23 protein-coding genes are annotated in these 22,994 nt (G+C 58.2%); 5 read left to right on the forward strand and 18 right to left on the reverse strand.

What is annotated here, in order from left to right; all coding sequences use genetic code 11:
- Position 1: 1 nt before the first annotated feature.
- The 6 genes from pgpA to nrdR form a co-directional block, all read right to left on the reverse strand.
- The gene (pgpA, locus tag ACL2XP_RS20180) at positions 2 to 490 is read right to left on the reverse strand and encodes a phosphatidylglycerophosphatase A (protein ID WP_413739235.1); all 489 of its coding nucleotides are present in this window, start codon (positions 488 to 490) and stop codon (positions 2 to 4) included.
- A 16-nt stretch (positions 491 to 506) separates the two neighbouring features.
- Positions 507 to 1,484 carry a thiamine-phosphate kinase gene (thiL, locus tag ACL2XP_RS20185; protein WP_413734908.1) on the reverse strand — a complete coding sequence of 326 codons (978 nt, stop codon included), beginning with the start codon at positions 1,482 to 1,484 and terminating at the stop codon, positions 507 to 509.
- Positions 1,485 to 1,555: 71 nt separating this feature from the next.
- The gene (nusB, locus tag ACL2XP_RS20190) at positions 1,556 to 1,975 is read right to left on the reverse strand and encodes a transcription antitermination factor NusB (RefSeq protein ID WP_413734909.1); all 420 of its coding nucleotides are present in this window, start codon (positions 1,973 to 1,975) and stop codon (positions 1,556 to 1,558) included.
- 15 nt (positions 1,976 to 1,990) lie between these two features.
- Positions 1,991 to 2,461 (reverse strand): 6,7-dimethyl-8-ribityllumazine synthase, encoded by a 471-nt coding sequence (gene ribE, locus ACL2XP_RS20195; protein ID WP_413734910.1) that lies wholly within the window; start codon positions 2,459 to 2,461, stop codon positions 1,991 to 1,993.
- A gap of 85 nt (positions 2,462 to 2,546) precedes the next feature.
- Entirely contained in the window at positions 2,547 to 3,686 is a 1,140-nt protein-coding gene (gene ribD / locus ACL2XP_RS20200) for a bifunctional diaminohydroxyphosphoribosylaminopyrimidine deaminase/5-amino-6-(5-phosphoribosylamino)uracil reductase RibD (protein ID WP_413734911.1), read from the reverse strand.
- 11 nt (positions 3,687 to 3,697) lie between these two features.
- On the reverse strand, positions 3,698 to 4,147 hold the full coding sequence (nrdR, locus tag ACL2XP_RS20205; RefSeq protein WP_413734912.1) for a transcriptional regulator NrdR: 450 nt from the start codon (positions 4,145 to 4,147) through the stop codon (positions 3,698 to 3,700).
- A 176-nt stretch (positions 4,148 to 4,323) separates the two neighbouring features.
- On the opposite strand from nrdR, the gene ACL2XP_RS20210 reads away from it, so the two are divergent.
- Positions 4,324 to 4,911 (forward strand): DUF3251 domain-containing protein, encoded by a 588-nt coding sequence (locus tag ACL2XP_RS20210; protein WP_413734913.1) that lies wholly within the window; start codon positions 4,324 to 4,326, stop codon positions 4,909 to 4,911.
- Between the two features lie 100 nt (positions 4,912 to 5,011).
- Here ACL2XP_RS20210 and ACL2XP_RS20215 read toward each other — a convergent pair whose 3' ends face one another.
- The gene (locus ACL2XP_RS20215) at positions 5,012 to 5,656 is read right to left on the reverse strand and encodes a TetR/AcrR family transcriptional regulator (RefSeq protein WP_413734914.1); all 645 of its coding nucleotides are present in this window, start codon (positions 5,654 to 5,656) and stop codon (positions 5,012 to 5,014) included.
- A 201-nt stretch (positions 5,657 to 5,857) separates the two neighbouring features.
- Between ACL2XP_RS20215 and ACL2XP_RS20220 the strand changes: the two genes are divergently transcribed.
- Together ACL2XP_RS20220 and ACL2XP_RS20225 are read left to right on the forward strand one after the other, a co-directional pair.
- Positions 5,858 to 6,655, forward strand: coding sequence for an alpha/beta fold hydrolase (locus tag ACL2XP_RS20220; protein ID WP_413734915.1), 798 nt, complete (start codon positions 5,858 to 5,860; stop codon positions 6,653 to 6,655).
- Between the two features lie 118 nt (positions 6,656 to 6,773).
- The gene (locus ACL2XP_RS20225) at positions 6,774 to 7,577 is read left to right on the forward strand and encodes an SDR family oxidoreductase (RefSeq protein ID WP_413734917.1); all 804 of its coding nucleotides are present in this window, start codon (positions 6,774 to 6,776) and stop codon (positions 7,575 to 7,577) included.
- Between the two features lie 340 nt (positions 7,578 to 7,917).
- On the opposite strand, the gene secF is transcribed toward ACL2XP_RS20225, so the two are convergent.
- The 5 genes from secF to queA form a co-directional block, all read right to left on the reverse strand.
- Positions 7,918 to 8,829, reverse strand: coding sequence for a protein translocase subunit SecF (gene secF, locus ACL2XP_RS20230; RefSeq protein WP_413739236.1), 912 nt, complete (start codon positions 8,827 to 8,829; stop codon positions 7,918 to 7,920).
- A 72-nt stretch (positions 8,830 to 8,901) separates the two neighbouring features.
- Positions 8,902 to 10,749, reverse strand: coding sequence for a protein translocase subunit SecD (gene secD, locus ACL2XP_RS20235; RefSeq protein ID WP_413734918.1), 1,848 nt, complete (start codon positions 10,747 to 10,749; stop codon positions 8,902 to 8,904).
- Between the two features lie 27 nt (positions 10,750 to 10,776).
- Positions 10,777 to 11,109, reverse strand: coding sequence for a preprotein translocase subunit YajC (yajC, locus tag ACL2XP_RS20240; RefSeq protein WP_413734919.1), 333 nt, complete (start codon positions 11,107 to 11,109; stop codon positions 10,777 to 10,779).
- Entirely contained in the window at positions 11,110 to 12,258 is a 1,149-nt protein-coding gene (gene tgt / locus ACL2XP_RS20245; protein WP_413734920.1) for a tRNA guanosine(34) transglycosylase Tgt, read from the reverse strand.
- Between the two features lie 92 nt (positions 12,259 to 12,350).
- Positions 12,351 to 13,424 carry a tRNA preQ1(34) S-adenosylmethionine ribosyltransferase-isomerase QueA gene (gene queA / locus ACL2XP_RS20250; protein WP_413734921.1) on the reverse strand — a complete coding sequence of 358 codons (1,074 nt, stop codon included), beginning with the start codon at positions 13,422 to 13,424 and terminating at the stop codon, positions 12,351 to 12,353.
- A gap of 103 nt (positions 13,425 to 13,527) precedes the next feature.
- Here queA and ACL2XP_RS20255 point away from each other — a divergent pair, with 103 nt between their 5' ends.
- Positions 13,528 to 14,127 carry an ACP phosphodiesterase gene (locus ACL2XP_RS20255; protein WP_413734923.1) on the forward strand — a complete coding sequence of 200 codons (600 nt, stop codon included), beginning with the start codon at positions 13,528 to 13,530 and terminating at the stop codon, positions 14,125 to 14,127.
- 214 nt (positions 14,128 to 14,341) lie between these two features.
- Positions 14,342 to 14,944, forward strand: coding sequence for a peroxiredoxin C (locus tag ACL2XP_RS20260; RefSeq protein ID WP_413734925.1), 603 nt, complete (start codon positions 14,342 to 14,344; stop codon positions 14,942 to 14,944).
- Positions 14,945 to 15,332: 388 nt separating this feature from the next.
- Here ACL2XP_RS20260 and proY read toward each other — a convergent pair whose 3' ends face one another.
- From proY to phoB, 6 genes are all read right to left on the reverse strand, one after another.
- Complete coding sequence (gene proY, locus ACL2XP_RS20265) at positions 15,333 to 16,718, reverse strand: proline-specific permease ProY (RefSeq protein WP_413734927.1); 1,386 nt, start codon at positions 16,716 to 16,718, stop codon at positions 15,333 to 15,335.
- 75 nt (positions 16,719 to 16,793) lie between these two features.
- On the reverse strand, positions 16,794 to 18,137 hold the full coding sequence (brnQ, locus tag ACL2XP_RS20270; RefSeq protein ID WP_413734928.1) for a branched-chain amino acid transport system II carrier protein: 1,344 nt from the start codon (positions 18,135 to 18,137) through the stop codon (positions 16,794 to 16,796).
- A 415-nt stretch (positions 18,138 to 18,552) separates the two neighbouring features.
- Positions 18,553 to 19,668, reverse strand: a complete 1,116-nt coding sequence (locus tag ACL2XP_RS20275; protein WP_413734929.1) for a cobalamin-independent methionine synthase II family protein — start codon at positions 19,666 to 19,668, stop codon at positions 18,553 to 18,555.
- Positions 19,669 to 19,906: 238 nt separating this feature from the next.
- The gene (locus ACL2XP_RS20280) at positions 19,907 to 20,851 is read right to left on the reverse strand and encodes a PstS family phosphate ABC transporter substrate-binding protein (protein WP_413734930.1); all 945 of its coding nucleotides are present in this window, start codon (positions 20,849 to 20,851) and stop codon (positions 19,907 to 19,909) included.
- Positions 20,848 to 22,182: a phosphate regulon sensor histidine kinase PhoR gene (gene phoR, locus ACL2XP_RS20285; RefSeq protein ID WP_413734932.1), complete on the reverse strand. Its 1,335-nt coding sequence runs from the start codon at positions 22,180 to 22,182 to the stop codon at positions 20,848 to 20,850. The genes ACL2XP_RS20280 and phoR overlap by 4 nt, the downstream gene beginning before the upstream one ends.
- 24 nt (positions 22,183 to 22,206) lie before the next feature.
- A complete protein-coding gene (gene phoB, locus ACL2XP_RS20290; protein ID WP_413734933.1) occupies positions 22,207 to 22,896 on the reverse strand; it encodes a phosphate response regulator transcription factor PhoB in 690 nt (229 codons plus the stop codon).
- Positions 22,897 to 22,994 lie beyond the last annotated feature (98 nt).

The raw sequence follows: 22,994 nt of genomic DNA on the forward strand, positions 1-22,994 counted from the left end.
CTTAGAATAACGGCCAGTGATGGCCTACCCAATAGATCATGCCGGCGGCGATAATGCCGGCAATGATATCATCGATCATGATGCCCATGCCGCCATGCACTTCGCGATCAAACCAGCGTATCGGCCAGGGTTTCCAGATATCCAGCACCCGGAACAGCACAAACCCCGCCAGCACCCAGCGCCAGTCGTTGACCGGCAGGGCCATCAGCGTAATCCACATGCCTGCGAATTCGTCCCAGACGATGCAGCCGTGATCGTGCACCCGCATATCCTTGGCGGTCTGGTGGCAGGCATATACCCCCAGGCAGATGCTTAACATCACGCCCAGCGAATAGAGCTGCCAGGGAAGCTGGATCAGCAGGCACCATAGGGGAATGGCCGCCAGCGAACCGGCGGTGCCGGGCATCCAGGGAAACATGCCGCTGCCGAACCCGGTGGCCAGCAGATGCCAGGGATTACTGAGTCTTACCCGCCCTTTGGCGAGAGCCATGTCCATGGTCATAAGCTTACCCTTGGCTAAAATGATCAAAACCCTGCCAGTCCGGGGTTACCGGCTGATTATCCAGCAGCAGTTGCAAACCTTCGCTACGCGGCCCGATTTGGCCGATACAGGTGAAATCCGCCCCCGCATGGCCCAGCGCCACGTCCAGCGCGCCGCGATTAATTTCCGGCACGGTGAAGCAAAGCTCATAATCTTCCCCGCCGCTTAATGCCCAGCGCAGCGCCTGTTCCGGCGTCGCGTGGCGGCGCAGGGCGGTGGAATAAGGCAGGTCTTCCAAATGCAGGCGCGCGCCGCACTCGCTGCTGTCAAGAATATGACCCAGGTCGGAAATCACGCCATCGGAGAGATCGATGGCCGAACTGGCCAGATCGCGCAGCGCCTGGCCTTGCAAAATGCGCGGCTGCGGGCGTAAGTGGCGCCCCAGCAGGTATTGCCGGTCCGCCGCAACGTCCACGGCGAGCCGGTTTTGCAAGATAGCCAGCCCCGCGGCGCTGTCGCCCAAGGTACCGGTGACATAAATCCAGTCGCCGATGCGGGCGCCGGATCGGGTCAACGCGCGTCCGGCCGGGATCAGCCCGTGGATGGTGAGCGTCAGGCTCAGGGGACCGCGGGTGGTATCGCCGCCGATCAGCTGCATACCGTAATAATCCAGTTGCTCGAACAGACTGTCGCTATAGGCCGCCAGCCAGGATTCATCCACGGTCGGCAACGTCAGGGCCAGCGATAGCCAGGCGGGGTCCGCGCCCATGGCTGCCAGGTCGCTGAGATTTACCGCCAGGGATTTATAGCCTAAATCGGCAGGGGAGATATCAGGCAGAAAGTGGATTCCCGATACCAGGGTATCGGTACTCACCGCTATCAGGCGTTTTTCATCAACCGATAGCAGCGCACAATCATCGCCGATACCCACTACTACGTCCCGGCGCGCGCTGCGCACCCGGTTGAAATAGCGGGTAATAAGGTCAAATTCGCCACAGGCCATAACCAATCCAAATGTTGTTGTATATGGAATCGCAGCAAAGGGCTACGGCCGGAAACCCGGCCGGAAAAACGTTACTTTCTGTTGGGACGGATGTGCGGGGCCGCTTTATCCAGCACGCCGTTGACGAACTTATGGCTCTCTTCGGCGCCAAAGGTTTTGGCTAGCTCGATGGCTTCATTGATCGCCACTTTGTAGGGCACATCCAGGCGTTTGCTGAGCTCATACAAAGCCAGGCGCAAAATCGCCCTTTCCACATGCCCCAGCTCGTCAAGCTGACGTGAAAGGTAGGGTGCCATAAGCTGATCCAGCTCCGCTGCATGCGTCGCCGTACCTTTATACAGCTCGCGAAAATAAGCGATATCAACGTCTTTGACATCCTGCTCCGCCAGGAACTGGACTTCAATATCATCGATATCGTTATGAGATAACTGCCATGAGTAAAGCGCCTGAACGACACATTCACGGGCACGGCGACGAGCAGCAGGTTTCACGAATTTCCCCTTTACTTACGCTTTGATAGCTTTCAGTACGTTAATCATTTCCAGTGCGGTCAACGCGGCTTCCGCACCTTTGTTACCGGCTTTGGTGCCGGCACGTTCTATCGCCTGCTCAATGCTTTCCGTCGTCAGCACGCCGAAGGCGACGGGCAGTTCACTGCTCATGGCCACGCTTGACAAACCGGAACTGCATTCGCCGGCAACATATTCAAAATGCGCGGTGCCGCCACGGATTACCGTACCCAGCGCCACCACGGCATCGAATTTTTTACTGTTCGCCAATGCGCGGGTCGCCAGCGGCAGCTCATAGGCCCCGGGAACCCACACCACGGTGATGTTCTCGTCCTTGACCTGGCCGACACGCTTTAGGGCATCAATCGCGCCTGAAAGCAGGCTGTCGTTGATGAAGTGGTTAAAGCGCGCAATCGCAATCGCTATACGGGCATCCGGAGTGGCAACAGCACCTTCAATAACGTTCATGGCTTTCCTTCAATTGGCAAATGGCGGTAATTGCCCCACGAGGGGGCGGATTCTAACATATTCTTTAGCCCGCTGCTCGGGCCAATTACTGCGGGTAACGAGGTTTCAGCCGCAGGCGGATATCCGGGCCGACCTGGCGCAGATCGGTAATCGAAAACTCCGGCGCCTGGGCCAGTTTTTCCAGCCCCGGCAGCATGCACAGCCCCCGGGCGTCGTTACCGAGTAGCTTGGGCGCCAGATAAACGATCAGTTCGTCCACCACCCCGGCGTTAAGCAGCGCGCCGGCAAGCGCGGCGCCGGCTTCCACCCATAGGCTGTTCACCTGGCGCCGGGCCAGTTGCATCATTAACGCCACCAGATCAATCCTCGGTTGACCGCCGGGTTCAGCGGTATTTTCCCGGGAAAGCAGCGTTAATTGCTCCACATTTTGCGGCCAGCGCCGATCGTCGGGCCGCAGGCGGGCGAGCCAGGTCTGGCCGTTTTGGGCGATAAGCCGGTGTTCGGGAGCGACGCGATTTCGGCTATCGATAATCACCCGTACCGGCTGGCGCACCGATTCTCGCGGGTACGCCGCGCGGATATGCTCCGGCAGGTCGTCCCAGCGCACCGTCAGGGCGGGATTATCGGCCAGGACGGTGGCGCTGGTGGACAAAATGGCGCCGCTTTGAGCGCGGAATGCCTGGACATCCTGCCTGGCCTGGGGCGAAGTGATCCACTGGCTTTCGCCGGAGGCCATGGCGGTGCGCCCGTCCAGGGAGGCGGCCAGCTTCAGTTGCACAAAGGGAAAGCCGGTACGCATGCGTTTGAGGAAGCCCGGGTTCAGCGCTTCGGCCTCGCCCGCCATCAGGCCGTGCTCCACCACCGCGCCAGCCTGCCGCAAACGGTACATTCCCCGCCCGGACACCTCGGGATTGGGGTCCTGCATCGCCACCACCACCCGCGCCACCCCCGCGGCGATCAGCGCATCGCAGCACGGGGGAGTGCGGCCGAAGTGGCTGCAAGGTTCGAGGGTCACATATGCGGTGGCGCCGCGTGCGTTCTCGCCCGCCATGCGCAGGGCATGTACTTCGGCATGGGGCTCGCCCGCGCGCTGATGGTAACCTTCCCCGACAATCCGCCCCGCGCGCGCGATGACGCATCCCACGTTGGGATTGGGCGCGGTGGTGAACCTGCCGCGCCGGGCCAGCTCCAGCGCGCGGGCCATATACAATTCATCGGGCTGCATAACGGTATTCCTTAGTCCTGAAGGCGGGCAATCTCTTCGCCGAATTCACGTACATCCTCAAAGCTGCGGTAGACCGAGGCAAAACGGATATAAGCCACTTTATCGAGCTTTTTCAATGCGTCCATGACCAGATTGCCGACCATTTTACTGGGAACTTCCCGCTCGCCGGTAGCCCGCAGCTGCGATTTTATGTGATTGATGGCCATCTCGACGTCATCGGAATTCACCGGCCTTTTTTCCAGCGCCTTTAAAAAGCCGCCGCGCAGTTTATCCTCGTTAAAAGGTTCGCGGATATCATTGCTCTTAATGACCCTGGGCAACACCAGCTCCGCCACCTCAAAGGTGGTAAAGCGTTCATTGCACACCAGGCACTGGCGCCGGCGCCGGACCTGCGACCCCTCGCCCACCAGGCGGGAATCAATAACCTTGGTATCGACTGCGGAACAAAATGGGCAATGCATAAGGCGTCCTGGATGGCTCAAACGGATACGGTAGTTTAGCGCGAACCGGGCCGACAACAAAGAGGCATGCCCGGCGGATAAGACGGACAAGTCCTATTGTCGCCGTTTCATTCCATGACATCCGGCACGTTCCGGGCTAAGCTGTAGTTAACTGACAGAAAAAGGAAACTGTTGCTATGACAACCGGTTATCGTTCATTTTACGCTATCGCCGCGCTGCTGGTGCTTTCTGGATGTGCGCAACAATCGAACCCCAAAATTCCCGCGTTGAAGAGTGAAGTCAGCCAGCTTAACCAGCGGCTGCAATACCTAAACGATCAGGTTTCGGCCTTGATGCAGCAAAACGCCCTGAACGAACAATCCACCGGCGGGGTTTATCTCTATCCGGCGGCCCAGACCGGCGCGCCGATCGAAACCGATATCGGCAAACTCCTGGTGTCCCTGGGCACGGTCGAGGCCGAGGCCAACGGATCGCGGGCGGTATTGCATATCCGCACCGCCGATAGCTCCACGCTGGCGCCGTTCCATGCGGTGGTCGACTGGGGCCAGGTGGATACCACGTCGGGCAAGCCGCTGACCGCCGATACCCTGAGCCAGCCGATTACCGTCCCGGCGTCCCTGCTGCCCAAGCCGGAAGCCGCCATCGAGCTGCGCCTGAGCGGCCTGGCGCCGGAACAGGTGGGGTTCGTCCGCCTGCATGATTTTATCAGGAACACCCCCGAAACCCCGGCGGCGCCCGATGCGGTTAAACCGCTGCCGCGGTAATCGCCTGCTTCATCACATGCCACCAGTCCCGCCGGCCATGTAAACGGACGAAATCCCACGATCGGAATCTGCCATCATGTTTGTTGGCACACACCTGGTTTTATATTGACTTACGGCCTTCCCGCCAATGGTCCAGGTAGGCCATGATCGCCCGGAAGGCCTCATTCCGTACCGCGGTATCAATGCGGCCGTCTTGCGCGTAACCGAACTTCAGGCAGGCAAAACCGATTTCTACCGCCATGGTCGCTACATCCGGCGACACCGGCAACGCCGGAAGTTCGCCAAAACGCGCAGCCGCGTCCCGTAGCAATTGTCCGATAGATGTGTTCTTGGAAGCATGGGCGGCGCGGTCGACGTCGCTGAACGAACCGTTTAGTAGAAGCACGCCCGCCGCTGGATGCGCATTGTAATAATCCACGCATGTATCCAGTACGATACGCACCCAGTTGTGTAACGTACGAGTCCGCGCGGCGCCTGAACTGGCAATAGCCTCGCTGAGGCGCAGCATATGGATCTGGGCGATGTGTGCAAATAGCGCGTATTTGTCTGGAAAGAACGGGTAGATGCTGGCCCGCGGCACCGCCGAAATTGCTGCAAGCGCTGGAATCGAAGTCTTTTCAGGACCAAGTTCTTCGAGCATGCGCTCAGCCGCCTCGATAACCCGGGTCATACGTTCCAGCGAACGCTCCTGGACGGGGCGGCGAGTATGTTTTCCCTTGGAGAGGCTTGAATCATAATCAGACATATGTTAGTTTCTTAAAATGACAAATGTTGGATATTGGTGGATTTCAGCATTGAATATTACACGATACCCCATTCAAGCGGTGGGGGCCATCTTTTGCGCTCCGCTGACGCCATGGCTGTGACGATGAATGCCGAGTCAGCAATGAGGACCGCTTAATGCGCCGCAATACTCCGCCTTAATCTTGCAACCGGAGAAAATAAAATGAACGCTTTATGCAGGAACGTTCACATCCACATCGAAGAACGGGGCGAAGGCGCCCCCTCACTGATATTTCTGCACTATTGGGGCGGCTCATCCAGAACATGGGATTACGTTATCAATGCGCTCCCCTTTGCCTGCCACACATTAGCCCTGGATCTTCGCGGTTGGGGGGCGTCGGACGCACCCGATAAGGGGTATGCGCTGGCAGACTTTGCGGGAGATGTCCAGCGCGTAATTGCGGAGCGCGGCTTATCAACATTCGTGCTGATCGGGCATTCCATGGGTGGCAAAATAGCCCAGTTCCTTGCGTCGCGCAGGCCCGCGGGATTAGCCGGACTGGTATTGGTCGCTCCCTCTCCTCCGACGCCGCTGGGGTTGCCTTCCACCATACGTGAAGAGATGGAAAGCGCCTATCGGTCTACGGCGTCCGTTGAGGCAACAATCGACCAGGTACTAACAGCGAAGCCGCTGACCAAAGAACAGCGAAAGCAGGTCATCGAGGACAGCCTGCGCGGCGGCGCGGCGGCAAAAATCGCATGGCCGCGCTACACCAGCCAGGAAGATATTTCAGAGGAGATGAGTGCGATTACGGTACCCACGCTGGTAATAGCGGGCGAACTGGATCGGGTCGATAGCGTCTCTACGCTTGAGATCGAATTGCTCATGCGCATTCCACATGCCGATATGCACGTGCTCCCTGGAACCGGGCATCTGTCGCCCCTTGAATCCCCCCGGGATATCGCCGAATTGATAGGCATATTTCTTTCATCATTGGCGCAAGACGGCCATAAGGCTTGACGGCGGAAGAAGCGAGGGTGCCGGCCGCCATTTGTATCGTCCCGCTCCCGCACCCGCCGCGTTGATTTAGGCAACCAGCAGACGCTATTTTGTTTCCTATTTTCAGGAGGGATTTACCATGCTCAAGACTATCCTTATCACCGGCGCAGGTTCCGGGTTCGGCGAGGCGGCCGCAATCGGCCTTGCGCGTTGCGGCCACAATGTCATTGCCACCGTGCAATGTTCGCCCCAGGTCACGCCGCTGCGTGAGAAAGCCGATGCGCTCGGCCTCGCCAACTTGCGGGTCGAGAAGCTCGACCTATTCGATTCGTACGACATGGCTTATGCCCAAAGCCAGGATATCGACGTTCTCTGGAATAATGCCGGTATGGGCGAGGGCGGCCCGGTGTTCGAGATTCCACTCGATCTTGTTCGCCGCAACTACGAGGTCAACGTTTTTCTCCCGCTCGCATTGACGCAGGGCTTCGTCAGAAAATGGATCGCGCAGAAAAAACAGGCGAAGGTTGTTTTCACCTCGTCGATGAGCGGACTATTCTCTCCGGCCAATTGGGGCGTTTACGCCTCAACCAAACATGCTCTTGAATCGATTGCCGAAGCAATGCAGCAAGAATTGGCCGGTTATGGCATCAAGGTCCAGACCATCAATCCCGGCGCTTTTTATACCGGCTTTAACGAGACCATGGCCGATACGGCATTCCGCTGGCTTGACGACGAGAAAAACATAACGCGCCGCGCTGATTTGCGAGCGCAGTTCGACGAGGCGCTGGCATCGCCTTTGGGCCATCTCGACGCGCAGGAGATGATCGATCGCATGATCGAAATCGTCCCTGCCGATACGGGTAAGTTCCGCAACGTCGTGCCCCCGGCGGTAGCCGAAATGTTGAAGGCCCATCAACTTGCGGCCTGGGATAATCAGATTTGAGATAAAAAGCCGGCGCAGCCTAACACCGATCGGTTAAGCAAAATGATCGGTTGGACGATCCGGCAGGCGTATGACAATAGCCCCATCATTTTTTGACGGGGCTTTTTCATGCCGCCACCCTGGAGGGATGATATACGAACCTGGGCCGAATCCGGCGAAACGGGGAAAAATACGGGAGAATATGCAGCAGTTTATCCTGCCGGGGGAAAGAAAACGGCCCAAAGAACGGACCGTTGGTATCTCAAAAACCCCGTATGCCGTTCACTCAACACATCTTAAGTGAACGGCGTTATGCTAACCCGGCGTTTTTAATTGGCTGGCCGGATAGCGATAACGTTGGTTATGGCAAAATCGAAGGCTGGTCGGCGCCCTCTTTTTCCACTTTTTGCTGCATCATATGTTCGCGTTTCATACCCAGTTTCAGGGCCAGGGCCGAGGCGACATAGATGGAGGATACCGTACCGATGGTCACACCGATCAACATGGTCAGCGAGAAGCCTTCCAGAATCGGGCCGCCAAAGATAAACAGCATCAGCACCACCATCAGCGTGGTGGCCGAGGTCATGATGGTACGGCTCAGGGTCTGGGTCAGGGACACATTGATAATTTCATAAGAGCTGCCGCGGCGGATCTTGCGGAAGTTTTCACGGATACGGTCCGAGACCACGATGCTGTCATTGAGCGAGTAGCCGATGACCGACATCAGGGAGGCGATAATGGTCAGGTCGATTTCCACATGGAACAGCGACAAGATCCCCATGGTGATCACCACGTCATGGGCCAGCGCCAACACCGCCCCTAGCGCCAGGCGCCATTCAAAACGGATGCCCACGTAGATCAGGATGGAGATCAACGCCACCAGCAGCGCCATGCCGCCGGCCTGCGCCAGATCGTTGCCGACACTCGGCCCCACGAATTCAATCCGTTTGACCGACGCGTTTTGCTCAAAGGTCTGGTTAATCACCCCTACCACTTTATTGCCCAGTTCCTGACCCGCGCCATCCTGAACCGGCGGCATGCGCACCATGACATCACGGCTGCTGCCGAAGTTCTGGATCAGCGGTTCCTTGAAACCGGCTTTCTCCAGCGAATCGCGCATGGCGTCCAGATCGACGGCTTTTTCCAGGCTCAGTTCAATCACCGTACCGCCGGTGAAATCCAGGCCCCAGTTAAAACCCCGCACCGCCATGATGGCGATGGAGATAATTAACAGCGTGATCGAAATACTGAACGCCACGTTGTCCCAGCGCATAAAGTCATAGACTCTACGGCCGTAATTCAAATCTTCAACACTATGTTGCTGTTGCTGAGCCACGACCCACTCCTAAATTGACAGCTTGTTGATACGTTTACCGCCGTAAAGCAGGTTAACGATGGCACGCGTGCCGACAATCGCCGTAAACATTGAGGTGGCGACCCCAATCGCGGTGGTGATGGCAAAGCCCTTGATGGAACCGGTGCCGACCGCATACAGGATAATGGCGGTAATCAACGTGGTAACGTTGGCGTCAACGATACTGGAGAATGCGCCGCGATAACCTTCATGGATTGCCTGCTGGATGGTGCGCCCGTTCTTGAGCTCTTCCTTGATGCGCTCATTGATCAGCACGTTGGCGTCCACCGCCACTGCCAGGGTCAAGACGATGCCGGCGATACCCGGCATGGTCAGCGTCGCCCCCGGCAGCAGGGACATGATGCCCACGATCATGATCAGGTTGGCGATAAGCGCGGTGGTGGCGATCAGGCCGAACTTGCGATACCACACCACCATAAACACGATGGACGCCACCAGGCCCCACAGGCAAGCCTGCAAACCCTGGGTAATATTCTGCATCCCAAGAGTTGGGCCGATGGTGCGCTCTTCCACGATCTGGATCGGCGCAATCAGCGCCCCGGCGCGCAGCAGCAGCGACAGCTGGCGGGCTTCATTGGGATTGTCGATCCCGGTGATGCGGAAGCTGTTGCCCAGTCGGGATTGGATGGTGGCAACGTTGATGACCTCTTCCTGTTTCACCAGGATCGATCGGCCGTTGGCATCCTTCCTGCCGCTATCCTTGTATTCCACGAACAGCGTGGCCATTGGCTTGCCGATATTATCCTTGGTGAAATTGGACATATTGGTGCCGCCGGTGCTGTCCAGCGAAATATTCACCTGCGGACGATTGTATTCATCGGCGCTGGAGGTGGAGTCGGTAATATGGTCGCCGGTGAGGATCACCCGTTTGTAAAGTACGACCGGTTGACCTTCGCGGGTGGATTTCACTTCTGAATCACCCGGCACGCGGCCGCTGGCGGCGGCGGTGCGATCGACCGTGCTGTTGACCAGGCGGAACTCCAGGGTGGCGGTGGCGCCCAGGATTTCCTTGGCGCGCGCGGTGTCCTGGATACCCGGCAGTTCAACTACGATGCGATCGGCGCCCTGGCGCTGGACCAGCGGTTCGGCCACGCCCAGTTGGTTGACGCGGTTACGCAGGATGGTGATGTTCTGCTGCACCGCGTATTCCCTGGCCTCGCGCAGCCGGGTGTCCGCCATGACGGCGCGCAGGCCGGTTTCGCCGACGGTGCTGAGCACCAGGTCGCGATGACGCGGGGTCAGGTAAGAGATCGCCTCGTCGCGGGAAGCCGAGTCGCGGAAACCGACTTCGGTGCCGTTGTTGTCGGTTTTACGGACGGTAGCGTAAGGAATGCCTTTATCGCGCAGATCGGTGCGCAAGGTATCCATGGTCTGCTCCTGGAGTTTACCCAGGGCGGTGTCCATGTCCACTTCCATCAGGAAGTGCACGCCACCGCGCAAATCCAGGCCCAGTTTCATCGGTTCGGCGCCCAGTACCGCTAACCACGGCGGGGTGGCCGGGGCCAGGTTGAGCGCAACGACGTAATTTTCGCCGAGCGCGGTCAATAACGCCTCGCGGGCGCGCAGCTGCACGTCCGGGTTGGCGAAACGCGCCAGGATTGCGCCATTTTCCAATGCAATAGACTTACTGGTGATGTTTTGTTCTTTTAATACATTTTGGATCTGAACCAGCGTCGTCTCACTGGCGGCGGCACCCCGCGCGCCAGTGATTTGTACGGCCGGATCCTCACCATATAGGTTTGGAAGCGCATATAGCAACCCGACGAGTAGCGCCAGGATAAGCATGATGTACTTCCATAAAGGATAACGGTTTAACACGGCAGTTCCCTTCGGGAAAATCGATTATTACAGCGCTTTCATCGTACCTTTCGGCAGAACAGCGGCCACGAAGTCACGCTTGATGACCACTTCATTGGTATCGTTGAGCGCGATCGCAATATAGCCGGTATCCGCGACTTTGGTGACGCGTCCGACCAGGCCGCCGGTGGTCAGCACTTCATCGCCCTTGCCGATGGAGTCCATGAGTTTTTTATGATCTTTGCCGCGTTTTTGCTGCGGGCGCAGGATCATGAAGTAAAAAATCAAACCAAATACCACCAGCATGATCACCAGAGAGTAAGGACTTCCCTGGGACGGGCCGGTGGCTGCTGCGGCGGCGTCAGAACTGAAAAAGCTCATTTAAATTCCCTCATTGTTATTTAACTCAACGACTAAAGGCGGAACGGGTTGCCCCCTCCGACCATAAAACTCTTCAACAAAGTGCCCTAATTTACCCTCATCGATAGCCTGGCGTAAACCCGCCATCAGACGCTGATAATAACGCAGATTGTGGATGGTATTCAGACGGGCACCAAGTATTTCGTTGCAACGGTCGAGATGATGCAAGTATGCGCGGCTATAATTGCGACAGGTGTAGCAATCACAGTGCTCATCGAGCGTCGATATATCGCTTTTATGGCTCGCGTTGCGGATTTTAACCACACCGCCGGTCACGAATAAATGGCCGTTGCGCGCATTGCGGGTCGGCATGACGCAATCGAACATATCAATGCCGCGGCGCACGCCCTCCACCAAATCCTCGGGTTTGCCGACCCCCATCAAATACCGCGGCTTATCCGCCGGGATTTGCGGGCAGACATGTTCCAGGATGCGATGCATGTCCGCTTTCGGCTCACCTACCGCCAGGCCGCCCACAGCGTAACCATCAAAGCCTATCTCTACCAGTCTTTTTACCGATACATCTCGTAAATCTTCGTAAATGCCGCCCTGTATGATGCCGAACAGCGCGTTGGGATTGTCCAGTTCATCAAAACGCGCCCGGCTGCGGGCCGCCCAGCGCAGCGACATTTCCATCGACTTTTTCGCGTAGTCGTGCTCGGCGGGAAAGGGAGTGCATTCGTCAAAGATCATGACGATATCCGAACCGAGATCATGTTGAATTTCCATCGACTTTTCCGGGCTGAGGAAAATCGCGTCGCCGTTGATCGGGTTGCGAAAGTGCACGCCCTCTTCGGTGATTTTACGGATATCGCCGAGGCTGAACACCTGGAAGCCGCCGGAATCGGTAAGAATCGGCCCGTGCCACTGCATGAAATCGTGCAGATCCCCGTGCAGTTTCATGATCTCCTGCCCCGGACGCAGCCACAGGTGGAAAGTGTTGCCCAGCAGGATTTGCGCGCCGGTCTCGGCCACTTCTTCCGGCGTCATGCCTTTTACCGTGCCGTAAGTGCCTACGGGCATAAACGCCGGGGTTTCCACCACGCCGCGCTCGAATTCCAGGCGCCCGCGGCGCGCCAGGCCGTCAGTTTTTATTAATTGGTACTTCACTCAACCTCCGACACCGGATAAACAGTCCGATGTAATAATTACCGCGGCCATCGCCCCGGCAAGATAGCCCGGCGGAAACCCCGCCAGGCAGATTAATTATTCCCAATCGCTTCTAGGCCGGCCGCGGGATTATGGGTGATAAACATGGCGTCGCCGTAGCTGAAAAAGCGATATTGCCGCGCAACCGCTTCGCGATAGGCGGCCATAGTATGACGGTAACCGGCGAATGCGGATACCAACATAATCAAAGTTGACTCCGGTAAATGGAAATTGGTGACCAGCACGTCGATGAGGCGAAAGCGGTAGCCGGGATAAATAAAGATCTCGGTGTCGCCAAAAAACGGCGCCAATTCCCCGTCGCCGGCCGCCTGGGCGGCGCTTTCCAGAGAACGCACCGACGTGGTGCCCACGGCGACGACCCGGTTGCCGCGCCGTTTACAGGCCAGCACCGCGTCGACCACCGTCTGCGGGACTTCCGCGTATTCCGAATGCATAACGTGATCTTCCAGGGAATCCACCCGCACCGGCTGGAAAGTGCCCGCACCCACGTGCAGCGTGACAAATGCCATTTCGACGCCTTTGGCGCGCAGCGCGTCGAGCAGCGGGGTATCGAAATGCAGGCCGGCGGTGGGGGCGGCAACCGCCCCGGGGCGCTCGCTGTAGACGGTCTGGTACAATTCGCGATCCGCCGCTTCATCCGGACGGTCGATATAGGGCGGCAGCGGGATATGGCCCGCCGCATTGAGCAGCGTCAGGACATCGCGTTCCTCATCGAAGCGCAGTTCGAACAGGGCGTCATGGCGCGCAAGCATGGTGGCGCGGATGGACTCGTCATCCCCCAGCAGCAGCGCGGTGCCCGGTTTGGGCGCCTTGGAGGCGCGCACATGGGCCAGGACGCGGTGATCGTCCAGCACCCGCTCTACCAGCACCTCGATTTTGCCGCCGCTGGCCTTGCGGCCGAACAGGCGCGCCGGGATAACGCGGGTATTGTTGAACACCAGAAGATCGCCGGGCTGCAATTTATCCAGCAGGTCGGTGAATACGCCATGGGCCATCTCGCCCGAAGGCCCGTCCAGCGCCAGCAAGCGGCAGGCGCTGCGCTCCGGCTGGGGATAATGGGCAATCAGGGTTTCAGGGAGTTCAAATGAGAAATCGGCCACACGCATTACGGTTCACTTTAGACAAAAAACAGGCGGCTTAGTCTAGGGCTATGCGGGACGACCTGCAAGAAATAAGCAATTCCCCCTGCTTTTATTCTATACTCTGGGCATGAATTTTCTTGCCCATATCCATCTCGCCACCCTGGCCCGCAGCTCATTATTGGGCAATCTCATGGCGGACTTCGTCCGCGGTAATCCCGACGGCCAGTTTCCGCCGGCGGTGGCCGCAGGCATCCGCATGCATCGCCGTATCGATGTCATTACCGACGCCCACCCGGAAGTAAAGGCCGCCAGATACTTATTCAGCAGCGATTATCGCCGCGTGGCGCCGATTGCGCTGGATGTGGTATGGGATCATTTTCTGGCGCGCCATTGGCTGCGTATCGAACCGGAACTGCCGCTGCGGCAATTTATCCAGGGCGCCGAGCGGATGATTACGCCCGCCCTGCCCGGGACCCCGCCGGCATTCCAGTCGTTAAATCATTATCTCTGGCGCGAACGCTGGCTGGAGCGTTATGCCGAGCTGCCGTTTCTGGACCGGGTGTTAAACGGCATGGCGAGCCATCGGCCGCGGCTGGTGGCGCTAAGCGGCATTTTCCCCGAGATTGAGCAGCATTATCCCGCCCTGGAAGAGATTTTCTGGCGGCTATATCCGTCCATGATGCAGGTGGCCGTTTCCGGCGCCTATCGGCTGCCGTATGGCGGATGAATAAAACTCATACAATTTCCTTCGTCCGGCTTGCCCTTTTTTCAAAAAAGGTTATTTTGTTATATTAAATTCAAAAAGCCAGTCGTTTGATAGGCAAAAACTATCTCACCGATTGGCGGCATGGGCTGTTATGACCGGCGATGAGACCTTATACTGGCTCTCGTTTTAGACTCTCACTTAACAACTAAGCTAACTGCTTTTTACAGGAGTACACATGGTACTGGTAACTCGTCAAGCACCAGACTTTACCGCCGCCGCCGTATTGGGCAACGGTAAAATCGTCGAAAATTTCAACCTTAAAAGCCACATCGAAGGCAAACCGGCGGTCATTTTCTTCTGGCCGATGGATTTCACCTTTGTATGTCCGTCCGAGCTGATTGCTTTTGACAAGCGTTATGCCGAGTTTCAAAAACGCGGCGTGGAAGTTATCGGCGTTTCTTTTGACTCCGAGTTCGTGCATAACGCATGGCGCGATACGCCGGTTGAGAAAGGCGGCATCGGTAAAGTCCAGTACCCGATGGTTGCTGATATCAAGCATGAAATCATCCAGGCTTACGGTATCGGGCATCCTGAAGCCGGCGTTGCGCTGCGCGCTTCGTTCTTAATTGACAAGGAAGGCGTAGTTCGCCATCAGGTTGTCAACGATTTGCCGCTGGGTCGTAATGTTGACGAAATGCTGCGTATGGTTGATGCGTTGCAGTTCCATGAAGAGCACGGTGAAGTGTGCCCGGCTCAATGGGAAAAAGGCCAGGAAGGTATGGTGGCTTCGCCTGAAGGCGTGGCTAAATATCTGTCTGAGAACGTTAGCCTGCTGTAATGGCGGGTTAGTGGTGTCCGGGTTCTCCGTCCGGACATGACCTGTATAGCCTGTAAAGTAGAGCCGCCGGGAAACCGGCGGCTTTTTTGTGGGTGAAGGTCACCGTTCGCTGCCGGTGGGGCGACCGCGGGCTTAACCCCCCTACGGCGCGCTTTCCCTTGAACGGGACTCGCTGCAAGCACCGGTGATTGCGGGCTTAACGCGCCAACGGGCATCGGACGGCCAGGAAATGGCCGCCTCAACCCCTACGGCGCGCTTTCCCTTGAACGGGACTCGCTGCAAGCGCCGGTGATTGCGGGCTTAACGCGCCAACGGGCATCGGACGGCCAGGAAATGGCCGCCTCAACCCCTACGGCGCGCTTTCCCTTGAACGGGATTTGCTGCAAGCTCAGCGGTGGGTGCTGGCCGCGAGGCGGCGGGTTTTATGGCGTTGCATGATGCCGTAGCCCAGCAGGAGGAGTATTACCCATACGGCGCCGACGTAGAGCGAGATGCGCGTGACCGGGAAGTAGCCGATCAGGCCGATGATAAAGAGTAGGAATACCACGCCGATCGCCGAGGCGAGCGCGCCGCCGGGCATGGGGAATACCAGCGCGTCGACCTGGTCGGCGGTGAGTTTGCGCCTGAAGGCGATTTGGGAGCAGAGGATCATAATCCAGACCCAGACCGTGGCAAAGGTGGCCAGGGAGGCGATAACCAGGAAAATATTCTCCGGCATGATGTAATTGAGATAGACCGCCAGCAGCAGCGCCAGCATCATCACCAGGACGGTGACCCAGGGAATGCCGTGGCGCGATACCCGCGCGAACATCTGCGGCGCGTGCCCCTGCCCGGCCATGCCGTGCAGCATGCGCCCTACCCCGAACACATCGCTGTTGATCGCGGATAATGATGCGGTAAGCACCACGAAATTAAGGATGCCGGCGGCGGTGTGGATGCCCAGTTTCTGGAAGGTCAGCACGAAGGGGCTGCCTTCGGTGCCCACCTGATCCCAGGGATAAATGGACATGATGACAAACAGGGTGCCGACATAAAACACCAGGATGCGCCAGGGCACGGAATTGATGGCCTTGGGGATGGATTTTTCCGGCTCGCTGGCTTCCCCGGCGGTGATGCCGATGATTTCAATACCGCCGTAGGCGAACATGACCATTTGCAGCGAGAGGATCATGCCCATGACCCCGTGGCTGAAGAATCCGCCGTTGGACCAGAGATTGTGGATGCCGGTGGCCTGGCCGCCGTTGCCGATGCCCCAGATAATGATGCCCAGCCCGGCCAGGATCATGATGATGATGGTGGCAACCTTGAAAAACGAAAACCAGAACTCCAGCTCGCCGAAGGCTTTGACGTTAAGCAGGTTGATGGCGCCGATGATCAGGACGACGCTAAGCACCCATACCCAATGCGGCACCAGGGGAAACCAGACGCCCATGTAGATGCCGAAGGCGGTGACATCCGCTATCGCCACGATCAGGATTTCAAAGCAGTAGGTCCAGCCGGTGATATAGCCCGCCAGCGGGCCGAGATTATCCTGGGCATAACGCGAGAATGAGCCGGCATTGGGGCTGTGGACGGACATTTCGCCCAGGGCGCGCATGATGATATACGCCACCACGCCGCCAATCAGATAAGCCAGCAATACGCTTGGACCCGCCATTTGAATGGCGTCCGCGGACCCATAAAACAGCCCGGTGCCGATAGCGGAGCCTAAAGCCATAAAACGAATATGCCGGGTAGTAAGACCCCGTTTTAGTGTGGAGGGTTGTTGCTGCATGACCCGTGTACCCTGTATTTTTTCAGCCAAAAATAACCATGAGGCCGCCCTCATGGTTAATAAAATTGTTAACCATCACGACCGGACGATAACGTTATGATGCGCGCCGAATTTATCATAGATTGCGCAGGCTACGCCGATTAGAAGCGTAGGCGGCAGCCAGGCCAGCCCCTGGGTCGATAGCGGCAGGTGCTGTATCCACTCGGGCAATAAGTACTGGAACGACGACGATTTGACGGCGTCCACGCTGCCAAACAGCAGGCTTATCAGCATGGCCGGCGCGATGACGCGGGTGCCGCTCTGCCATAAGCGTAGCGTAAAACTCAGCAGAATCAGGACGATGCAAGGCGGATAGATTGCCGTCAGCACCGGAATCGAGAACTGGATGAGATGGCTTAGCCCCAGGTTGGAAACCAGCATGGAAAACAGCCCGAGAACAAATACCAGCGTCCGGTAGGAAAACGGCAAATGGGCGCTGAAAAATTCGGCGCAGGCGCAGGTCAATCCCACCGCCGTTACCATGCAGGCCACGAAGATCAGGATGGCCAGAAACGCGCTGCCCCCCGAGCCGAAAGTGTATTGCACGTAGGCATGCAGGATTTCGGCGCCGTTTTGCGCCTGGGGCAGCAAGATACTGCTGCCCGATCCCAATTTGAATAAGGTGATATAGACCGCCGTTAGCCCTACGCCGGCGATCAGCCCCGCCAATACGGTATACCGGGTCAGCAGCGCGGCGCTGGTTACCCCGCGCGAGCGGGCGGCGTTGACGATGACGATGCCGAAGACCATGGCCCCCAGGGTATCCATGGTGAGGTAGCCATTGACGAACCCGCTGGAGAACGGCATATGGGCATAGGCATCGGTGGCCGGAATCGGGCTGCCGGCCGGCCAGAGCAGCGCGGCCACGCCCAGGATGGCCAGGGCGGCAATCTTCAGCGGCGCCAGGACATGCCCGACGGTATCGAGCAGGCGCCCGGGATACAGGGAGATGCCGATCACCAGGGCGAAGTAGACCAGGCTGTAAAGGAACAGCGGCAAGCCGCCCTGGAACAGCAGCGGCAGGTCGCCCTGGCCGATAAACGGCGCCAGGCCCACCTCGAAGGATACGGTGGCGGTGCGGGGGGTGGCAAACAGCGGCCCCACCGCCAGATAACAGACCACGGCCAGCATCAGCCCGGCTTTTTTGCCGATGGGCGAACTGAGGGCGTCAATACCGCCGCCCACCCGCGCCAGGGCGATGACCGTCACGACCGGCAGGCCGACGGCGGTAATCAGGAACCCGGCCGCCGCCCACCAGACATAGGGACCGGCCTGCAACCCCACCATGGGAGGAAAAATGATATTGCCCGCGCCGACAAACAGGGCGAAGGTCATAAAACCGAGTGCAAGTATATCGTTGACGCTTAAACGCTGACTCATGGGATAGTGCAATGCCTGTCTGGAAACCAAGGATAAGTAAAACCTATGACTATCACGTCATTTATGCCCGTTATCGCCTGTTTTCATAACCACAGCCGGCAACGGCGGCAACATGAATTCCCGGCGGATTGCTGCGTAAAGGGGGTGTTACCCGGGTTGACGCGCTTATTCCGCGAGGAAAACAGCATGAATAATGCAATAACCGGCGCAATTTAAACGTTTAACGCGTCCCATGGCAATAGTTGAATGCCAATGCAGAGTGAACGCTCACAAAAAAGCGCTAAAAGCAGTGGATACTTTCAGCACTTCTGGAATAAGCATTGCAAGATGGCTGAAGACGGACGGATTAAACCTTAATCCACTCATAATAGAACAGGATGGCTGACAGGGGCAAATCGGTTTGCCCCTTGCGGGATTACCAGGCGCGGCGCGACACGTCCAGCACCAGGCGAAGTTTATCCCATTGCTGGGCTTCGCTGAGCTTGTTGCCTTCTTCCGTGGAGGCGAAACCGCACTGCGGGCTGAGGCAGATTTGCTCCAGCGCGATATATTTCGTCGCTTCCCGCAGGCGGGCCAGTACCGCCTCGGGGTCTTCCAATTCGCCGCTTTTCGAAGTAATCAGCCCCAGCACCGCCTGCTGGCGGCCCGGCCGGATAAAACGCAGCGGCTCAAAGCCGCCGGCGCGATCGGTATCATATTCCAGGAAAAAGGCATCCAAGTTAACCTGGCCGAACAATATCGGCGCCACCGGCTCATAGCCGCCTTCGGAAATCCAGGTGGAGCGGAAATTGCCCCGGCAGACATGCAGGCCGACCACCAGATCGTCCGGTTTGCCGGCCAGCGCTTTATTCAGCACGTCCGCGTAAATGCGCGCCAATTGCTCGGGATCTTCGCCGCGTTCGCGGATTTGCTGCTGCTGTTGCGTCGAGCACAGATAGGCCCATACGGTGTCATCAAGCTGGAGATAACGGCAGCCGGCGTCGTAGAAGGCGTGGATCGCGTCGTGCCATGCCTGCGCCAAATCGGCGAAATAGTCGGCCAAGTCGGGATAAACCTTGGCGTCGATGGCGCCGCGCCCGCCGCGAAAATGCATCACGCTCGGGCTGGGGATGGTCATTTTGGCCACCGCGTCGCCGGCCACGCTTTGCAGGAAACGAAAATCCTCCAGCATCGGATGATGGTTAAAAGCAACCTTGCCGGTGACTTTAATACTGCGCGCCTTGGTCTGCACGCCGGAGAACTGGATGCCGCGATCGACATCATAGCCTTCCACCCCTTCCAGGCCCTCGAAAAAATCAAAGTGCCACCAGGCCCGGCGGAATTCGCCGTCAGTGACCACTTGCAAACCCAGCTCGCGCTGAAGCGCCACGACCCGGGTGATTTCGCGATCTTCCACGGCGCGCAGCTGTGCGGCGGTAATATCCCCTTGCTGTAACTGCCGGCGGGCCAGTTTGATGGCTTCGGGCCTGAGCAGGCTGCCGACCACGTCGGCGCGAAACGGGGGCAGGGTTCGTTGCAGTTCATTTGGCATGTTATGGCTCCGGCAGGAGGGCGTAAATAAAAGCGTGCCCAAAAATAAGTAAACGCTGGGTTTATATCAGCATCGGGACGGGGGCTAATAACATAGCTATCAAGTAATTTAGCAGGTAAATAGTTGCCAAGCGTTACTCACGGACATCCAGACGGCTATAAACGGCAAAGCCATCATAACACGGGCGGCCGGCGCACGGAGGAGAAGAAATTTCACGCCAATTGAAAATAATTCACGTTCACTCCAGTCCCATATCCCGGCGCGCCTGGATTCTGACCGGTTCCGGCAAGGGCTGATAACCCCCCTGCCGGGCCCGGCGCTGACCCGCCGGCGACAGGATTTGATCCATGAAGGCGGCGGTGACCGGTTCCAGCGGTTTATCCGGCGCTTTGTTTATATAGAGGTATAGATAGCGCATAAGTGGGTACTCGCCATTGCGCAGCGTCGTTTCGTCCGGCGCCACCCGTCGCCCCTGCTCGTCCGTCAACGGCACGATGCGCACGCCGGTGGCGTGAAACCCCATGCTGGCGTAGCCGATGGCATTGGCCGCGGCGGCGACCGCCTGCGCCACGGACGCGGAACCGGGCAATTCATTCACCGACGGCAGCATATCCCCGGCGCACAATACCCGTTGCCGGAAAAAGCCATAGGTCCCCGACGCCGAGTTGCGGCCATAGCGCACCAGGGTCATACCGCGCCAGTCCCCCTCCAGGCCAAGTCCGCCCCAGTTTTTCACCGCGCGGGTTTCACCGCAGTTACGGGTAGTGGAAAAAACGGCGTCCAGCTGGCGCAGCGTGATAAACGGCAGGGGATTGTCCTGATTGACCACGATCACCAGCGCGTCCAGGGCCACCGGCACCGCCAGGGGCTCATAGCCGTAATGGCGCCGGAACGCGGCGATTTCCGGCGCGGTCATCACGCGGCTCATCGGCCCGATCTGCGCGGTGCCCGAAGCCAGCGCCGTGGCCGCCGTGGCCGACCCGGCCGCCTGGATCTGAACACGGACCTCCGGATGGTCCCCGGTGAAATCCGCGGCCCATAGGGTCATCATATTCGCCAGGGTATCGGAACCGCTGCTGGTCAGGTTGCCCGCGAGCACCGACGGCGGCCGCGCCACGACCGGCAGGGCCAGCAGCAGGCAGAGCAGGCAGCACCCGATCTTGACGGTCCCCCCGAGCATCATCGCTTCACCGGCGGCAAAGCGGGCAGGGAATTTTCCGCCTGGGAAGCGGACACGATCATCCGGTTGGGCAGCGTGAACACAAACCGGGTGCCGGCCCCCGGTTCGCTGATCACATCCAGCCGCGCGTCATGGTTGCTGAGCGCATGTTTAACGATGGCCAGTCCCAGCCCGCTGCCGCCGGTCTGGCGCGAACGGGCTTTATCGACGCGGTAAAAACGTTCGGTCAGGCGCGGCAAATGTTCGGGAGCGATCCCCGGTCCGTTATCGCTCACCTGGAATTGCGCCCCGGCGGCGGTGCGCTGCCAGCAAACTTCAATCCGGGTGCCGGGAGGGGTGTGGATCACCGCATTATAAATCAGGTTCGACATGGCGCTGCGCAACTGCTCTTCATTGCCCCGGACCTGCAACTGTTCATTAATGCGAAACACGATATCGTGCCGCTCCTGGCTTAGCCCCGCCGCGCTTTGCTGCAAGCGCTTGAGGATGGCGGGAATATCAATCCGTTCATTCACCTCGCCCTGGGGGGCGGCCTCGATACGGGATAGCACTAATAATTGTTTTACCAGGCGCTCCATGCGCTGGGTCTGATCCTGCATGGTGTGAATGGCCTTGGCGCGGATGGCTTTATCCATCGTCTGGTCGGTCATCATTTCCAGATATCCTTGCAGCACCGTTAACGGCGTACGCAGCTCATGGCTGGCATTGGCAAAAAAGTTACGCCTGGCCCCTTCCAATTGGCGCATTTGCGTCACGTCGCGGATCACCATCAGCAGCTGATCGTCGGTATAGGGCATGACGCGGAATTCCACATAGCGCTGATTATTCAGCAACAGGGTCAGCGGCCGCTTGAATGACTGGGCCTGGATATATTCATTGAATTCGGGATAGCGCAGCAAATTGAGAATATGCTGGCCGTTATCTTCCGGCCAGCGGAACCCCAGCAATTGCTGCGCCAGGCCGTTGCACCAGAAAATATGTCCGTCGGCGGTCAGCATCACCAAGGCATCCGGCAAGGTTTCGGCACCGCTGCGAAAACGCTTGAATAAGGTCGCCAGCTCGCGCCGGCGGCGGCGATGGCGCTGCTGCATCTGGTGCAGGCCATAAAACAGCGGTTCCCAACTGCCCCGCCCCACCGGCGGCGTGCGGCGCAGATCCACCCATAGCCACTGCGACAGGCGCAGTTGATAATAATAGTTGCGTAATAGCGCGGCCAGCAGCGCCGCCGCCAATAGCCAGCCCGCATGGCCGACGAACAGCGACAGCAGCAGGGCCGGCAGGCAAAACAGCACCACTTCGAGCAACAGTTTTCGCCAGGATAAACGTTCTAGCACCGGGCGTTCTCCTTGGTTGGCGCGTTAATAGCGGGCCGAAAAGCGATAGCCGGTGCCGCGCACCGTTTGCACCATCCGATCGTGCCCGCCGGTTTCCAGCGCTTTACGCAGGCGGCGGATATGCACATCCACCGTCCGGTCTTCCACATATACATTAGTGCCCCATACGTGGTTGAGCAATTGCTCGCGGCTGTATACCCGTTCCGGATGGGTCATGAAAAAGTGCAGCAATTTAAATTCGGTAGGCCCCATATCCAGCGCCAGCTCATTGGACGTCACCCGGTGCGAGGACGGGTCCAGGCTTAAGCCCTGCACTTCGATTTTATCTTCCACCGCCATGGGGGAAATACGGCGCATCACCGCCTTGATCCTGGCCAGCAGTTCCTTGGGGGAGAAAGGTTTGGTGATATAATCGTCCGCCCCGACCTCCAGGCCCCGGACCCGATCTTCCTCTTCACCCCGCGCGGTCAGCATCATGACCGGAATATCGCGGGTCAGGACTTCGCGTTTCATATGTTTGATAAATTGAATCCCCGAGCCGCCTGGCAACATCCAGTCCAGTAATACCAGATCCGGATAAGGCTCCGCCATAAGGGTGACCGCAGCACCGTAATCCTCGGCCTCGATCGGCTGAAAACCATTTTGTTCAAGTACAAAGCAGACCATTTCCCGAATCGGCGCTTCATCTTCCACGACTAATATGCGTCTTGCCATTATTTTCCTGCCATTAATCTCTGCGGTTATCGTGCCCGGGCATTATGCGTCACTTTTATGACAGATTTATTAAAATCAGCGCTTCCTGCTACAAGCAT

Source organism: Sodalis sp. RH21, assembly GCF_047324175.1.
GTDB lineage: Bacteria > Pseudomonadota > Gammaproteobacteria > Enterobacterales > Enterobacteriaceae > Acerihabitans.